This window comes from Sulfitobacter sp. HI0129, from assembly GCF_001635395.1.
Lineage (GTDB): Bacteria > Pseudomonadota > Alphaproteobacteria > Rhodobacterales > Rhodobacteraceae > Sulfitobacter.
Genome location: NZ_LWGH01000606.1, coordinates 1 through 4,854, shown reverse-complemented (window position 1 = coordinate 4,854; position 4,854 = coordinate 1). Strand labels below are relative to the sequence as shown.

At 60.1% G+C, this 4,854-nt stretch carries 4 protein-coding genes; 2 read left to right on the top strand and 2 right to left on the bottom strand.

Going from position 1 to position 4,854, the window contains the following annotated elements:
- Together A3764_RS16015 and A3764_RS16010 are read left to right on the top strand one after the other, a co-directional pair.
- The coding region (locus tag A3764_RS16015) for a type IV secretory system conjugative DNA transfer family protein (RefSeq protein ID WP_067951767.1) at positions 1-1,779 on the top strand (1,779 nt) is incomplete at its 5' end.
- A gap of 257 nt (positions 1,780-2,036) precedes the next feature.
- The gene (locus A3764_RS16010; protein WP_067951766.1) at positions 2,037-3,182 is read left to right on the top strand and encodes an HPP family protein; all 1,146 of its coding nucleotides are present in this window, start codon (positions 2,037-2,039) and stop codon (positions 3,180-3,182) included.
- Positions 3,183-3,261: 79 nt separating this feature from the next.
- Here the strand turns inward: A3764_RS16010 and A3764_RS16005 are convergent, their stop codons facing one another.
- Both A3764_RS16005 and A3764_RS16000 read right to left on the bottom strand, forming a co-directional pair.
- Entirely contained in the window at positions 3,262-3,519 is a 258-nt protein-coding gene (locus A3764_RS16005) for an MHC class I heavy chain (RefSeq protein WP_236628217.1), read from the bottom strand.
- A gap of 231 nt (positions 3,520-3,750) precedes the next feature.
- Positions 3,751-4,680 (bottom strand): IS110 family transposase, encoded by a 930-nt coding sequence (locus A3764_RS16000; protein ID WP_067951765.1) that lies wholly within the window; start codon positions 4,678-4,680, stop codon positions 3,751-3,753.
- Between the last annotated feature and the right edge of the window lie 174 nt (positions 4,681-4,854).

Sequence of the window (4,854 nt, the reverse complement as noted above, 5' to 3'; positions counted from 1 at the left end):
ATGATGAGCCTGGCGATGTCGGGCTCGGCGCTCACCCGGTTCGGCTATACCCATTGGCAGACCCGCCGCGAGATGAAGCGGAACGGCTTCTTCGGCGCGCCGGGCACGGGCTTTGTCATCGGGAAACTGGGCAAGCCCGGATCCCGCGCGCCCTTTCTCTGCTCCAAGAACTTCCCGCACGCTCTTATCGTGGCCCCAACCGGGCGCGGCAAGACCACCGGCTTTGTTATCCCGAACCTCCTGACCTGGCAGGGCTCAGCGGTGGTGCTGGATGTGAAGGGCGAATGCTTCGAGGCCTCGGCCCGCCACCGGGCGGCGCAGGGTGACGAGGTGTTTCGCTTCGCGCCCACGGATTGGGAGGACAGGCGCACGCATCGCTACAACCCACTCCTGCGCATCTATGAACTTAAAGACCCGGCCCGCCAGCAGATGGAGCTGCAGCTCCTGGCGACACTCTTCCTGCAGAACGACAACGACCGCGTGCAGGGGCTCCTCAAAGGCGGGATCGATCTCTTCGTCGCGGCCGGGCTACTCGCGTTCCAGCGCCGCCGGCCGACGCTCGGGGAGATCTACCGCATCGCCGCCTCGGGCGGGCAGAAGCAGAAGGAATATCTCGCGCGCGCCCATGAGGTCCAAAACGCCGCGGCGCGGCTGATCTTCACGCGGCTGGCCTCGACCAACAACGACACGCTGACCTCCTATGTCTCGCTCCTGATGACCTCGGGTCTCGATCAGTGGCAGAACCCGGCGATCGATGACGCGACGGCGACCTCAGACTTTGACTTCCGGACGATCCGCAAGAAACCTTTCAGTGTCTATTTGGTGGTCCAGCCCCTCATGGTGAAACCGCTGGCACCGCTGATCCGGCTCTTCTTTTCGGACCTGCTGTCGGCGCTTCAAGACAGGGAGCCGGGGCCGGACGAGCCCTGGCCGGTCATGATCATGCTCGATGAGTTCAACCGCCTCGGAAAGATGCCGATCGTGGCCGAGAGCATCGAGGTGTTGCGCGCCTATCGCGGGCATCTCGCGGTGGTCACCCAGACCATCCCCGCCATCGACGAGCTCTACGGCGAGAACACGCGGCGGGCTTTGCAGGGCAACGCCGGGATCAAGCTCTACCTCACGCCCTCGGACGAAAAGACCGTCGAGGAGTTGAGCAAGGCTGTCGGCAAGACCACGAAGACCGTGGTCACACGTTCTCGCGCGGTCGGGAAGAACCCGTTCGAGGGCCGCAGCCAGTCCGAGCGGACGGAGGAGGTCGCGCTCCTGCCGGAAGATGAGGCGCGACGTCTGCCGCTTGATGAGATCGTGGTGGTCGTGGACGCGCAGATGCCGGTCCGGGCGAAGCGGGTCGTCTATTACGAAGATCCGTACTTCAAGGCCATTCACGCGGCCCAAGAGGGAGAACTGCCCTTCCCGGAAGGGCCGGTCCCTCCGATGCCGCCGCCGCCGCTGAGCGTTCAGGCAATGCCAACAGCGCCGCGTGGACCAGGGCTGACAGAGCAAGACTTTGAGGCCAGGATGGGACTGGGGGAACCCGTTGTAAATCCATCCCTTGATACCGGTCCTGTTCAAGCGTCTGCGCGCATCCGCGCCGCGGTCCTGGGAAACGACCAGGGGCAGTTGGAGATGGAGTTCGGGCGGCAGGCGGATCTGAAAGTGGATGCTCCGACCGACAAAGACGTCGGTCAGGTTCAGGACGCAATAAGTGACCTTGATCGGTTGGAGGCCGAGATGTCCGGTTCCGCAGCGCACGTGGACAGTGCGGGGAAAAGTTAGGGTTCCGCTCGGCCGTCAATCAGGCGGCATACAGAGAATGTCACGATGATCTTTCTCTGAGGGATTGGGTTCACAGAGACCGAGTTCAATCATTCAGAATCTTGAGGAAAAGCAAAAATGCGTACCAGCTTGGGATCACCGCTCGGGCTGGTAAGGGCGGTTTTCTGGGGAAACCCGTAGCATCTTAGATTGTCTCGTCCGCTTGCAAATTGGTCGCGCCGGTGAAACTTTAGGCAAAGTAAAAACAGGCACCGCAATTGCACATTATACGCTCTCTTGGGCCCGCCGTCGCACATGTCACACCGTTGGAAGCGGTACGGGCTGGTATTGGTGGGTTGGTTGGACTGGGCGTCACTGGGTTGTTTCTTCTGTCGCCAACGGTTGATTTAGAACTGGGGCTCTTCCTCGTGGCTCCCTTCGGGGCCAGCTCTGTCTTGCTCTTCGCTGTCCCGAACAGCCCGCTTGCTCAACCTTGGTCGGCTGTTGTGGGGAATACAGTTGCGGCTGCAATTGGTGTAGCTGCCTGCCTGTTGATCGCGGATCCTGCCGTTCGGATAGCTGTAGCGGTGGGTGGGGCGATCACCACGACGATTCTGTGCCGGGCGGTCCATCCACCGGCTGGCGCGGTGGCTATGACGGCCGCGATGAGTCCCGAGACAGTTGAGCGGCTTGGGTTCTGGTTTGCATTGACGCCAATTGCCGTTGGCACCGTCGCTTTGGTTGTTATGGCGGTCATCTACGCGCGCTTAACTGGCCGTCACTATCCGTTCCGGCACTTTGAGGACAAAGGCTCTCATGGGACGGCTGATCGAGATCCGTCTGTCAGGCTTGGTCTTGCAGAAAATGAGTTGACCGAGATCCTGGAGCGCTATCGTCAGTCCTTTAACATCGGCGCGGAAGATCTCGCCCGAATGATCGGTGCCGCCGAGCTTCAAGCAGCAGCCCACCGTACGGGGCCGATGACGGCAAAGAAAATTATGTCGAGGGATGTTGTCACGATCACACCGGATACAGGTCTGGACGTCGTCGCGGACCTGTTCAAACGACACAAGTTCACATCCTTGCCTGTCGTCGGTGCAAGTGGCCGTTTCCAAGGGATCATTTTCCAACTGCATCTGATCACTCAGGCGGGCGAAGATGCGCTTCGTTTGGACCGGACATTCACCGCTGCGATAAAGCGGTTACTCGATCCACGCCGTAAACGGTCGGTGACTGCAGGGGACATCATGAATGTGGCTGTCCCTAGGGCCACCACAAGCACACCAATCGGGGCCCTTCTTCCAATGATGGCTGACGGTCAGGTCGACGCTGTTCCAGTCCTGGAATACGATCGGCTCGTGGGGATTGTGACACAAACCGATTTGGTCGCTGCGATGGCACGTCGAGCGCTCTACGGCTTGTGATGCGCTAATTTGCTTTTGGGGTACCGCAATATGTCTTAGTCGGGTCGCTTCGACCACGCTTCGCACAGGTAGTTTTGCGTCATATATGGGACACTGATAGGGTTTCACGTTTCTGAGGCTCGGTAAAACTGCCGTCGCCATTGGGGTGCAGTTCGATACCATTGCCCAAAACATACCTGCGGCGCTCCCCGTCCGTCTGCAAAAACACAGTCGCCGTGCCGCCGCTATCCGTATGACATTCCAAGATTTGCAAGTTCTTCCACTCGCGTACCATGTGTTCCTCCGGATGTTTGATCACCTCTTCGGGCGACGGCAAAAAAAATACATCCTGCAGCATGGCATGCGCAATTGGATATGAAAATGGTCGGATTCTGGGCGGTTAGGCTCGCAGCAGACTCCCGCTCGGTCGGAAATCTGTTTGGGTCTGGGCGGATGGTTTCGTCCGTCGTTCAGCTTCCTATCCCATTGAGCCACGCTAATGCGTCCGTTTGGGTCTCAAATTCGACCGTGTCTTTGTGAACCGCGCCGGGTTTGCCGGAGGCTCCAACTCTTGAGTAGCAACTGTGTTTCAAACGATGGCGTCTCGGTAGGCCGTTCCAGTTTTGATCATTGCGTTGAGGACGGTCAGGAGCTTGCGCGCGCAAGCGACGATGACGGGCTTTTTGGCCTTTCCAGCCGCAAGCAGGCGCTCCTTGAAGGCCCTGAACCGCGGGTCGAACCTGCTGGCGGTGAGTGCTGCCAGATAGAGGGTGCGCCTGATCGTGCCGCGTCCACCCCATATGCTGCGTTTGCCGCGTCGATGTCCGGAGTCATTCGCATGTGGTGCGAGTCCGGCGAGAGCCGCGATCCTTCGGCGGTCAAGCTGACCAAGTTCAGGGAGCTGCGCGATCAAGGTTGCTGAGACGACGGGCCCGATCCCTTTGACTTGGCGTAGGCGCGCGGCTTGCTCGCGCAAATCGCCCTGTCCTTGGATTACGGCTTCCATCTCTGCCTCGGCTTTCGCGAGACTGGCTTGCAGGGTCTTGATGTGCTGAGAGATGTTGCGCCGAATCCATGGATCCTGCGCTGTCCTCAAGCGGTTTTTCTCCGCAACGATCATGGTGGTTATGCCCGCCCGGTGGGCGGTAAGTTCAGACAAACGCTGCCGTTCGGCAGAACGCGGGCTCGCCGGAGCCAGCTGTAGAGCGCGTCCCATCTCGACTAGGACCAGCGCATCGACGCGGTCACTCTTGGCCAAGCGCCCGGTTGCGCGGGCAAACTCGCGGGCCTGCCGAGGGTTCACACACGTCGCGAGCCGCCCAGCTTCGAAGAGAGCGGACATTACGGGTCGCTCGTAGCCACCGGATGCTTCGAGGACTACGATGGATGAGCCAACTGTCGCTGCAAAACTACGGAGCGATCGGCGGTCGGTTGGTATCCTCTCCTGCCGGGAAGAGGCGGGGTCACACACGTCGATCCAGTCTTTCGCAACATCGACGCCGATGTAGGTTTGGGGCAAAGTCACTGTCCTGTCCTTGATATTCGGGGTCGGCACTACGGGCGCCCCTTGCAACTGTTCAGGTTCAAATGGCGACGGCGCAAATGGGCCCCTTGCTACTCAGCGGGATCTACCTCCCCGGGATGGAACGGGGTCCCACCTGCGTTCCCAGTATGCCCGACCTTGAACACACAA

What these genes read in the sequence shown, in the direction of transcription:
- A3764_RS16005 (WP_236628217.1), bottom strand. Translation starts at nt 3,519, where the DNA reads ATGCTGCAGGATGTATTTTTTTTGCCGTCGCCCGAAGAGGTGATCAAA.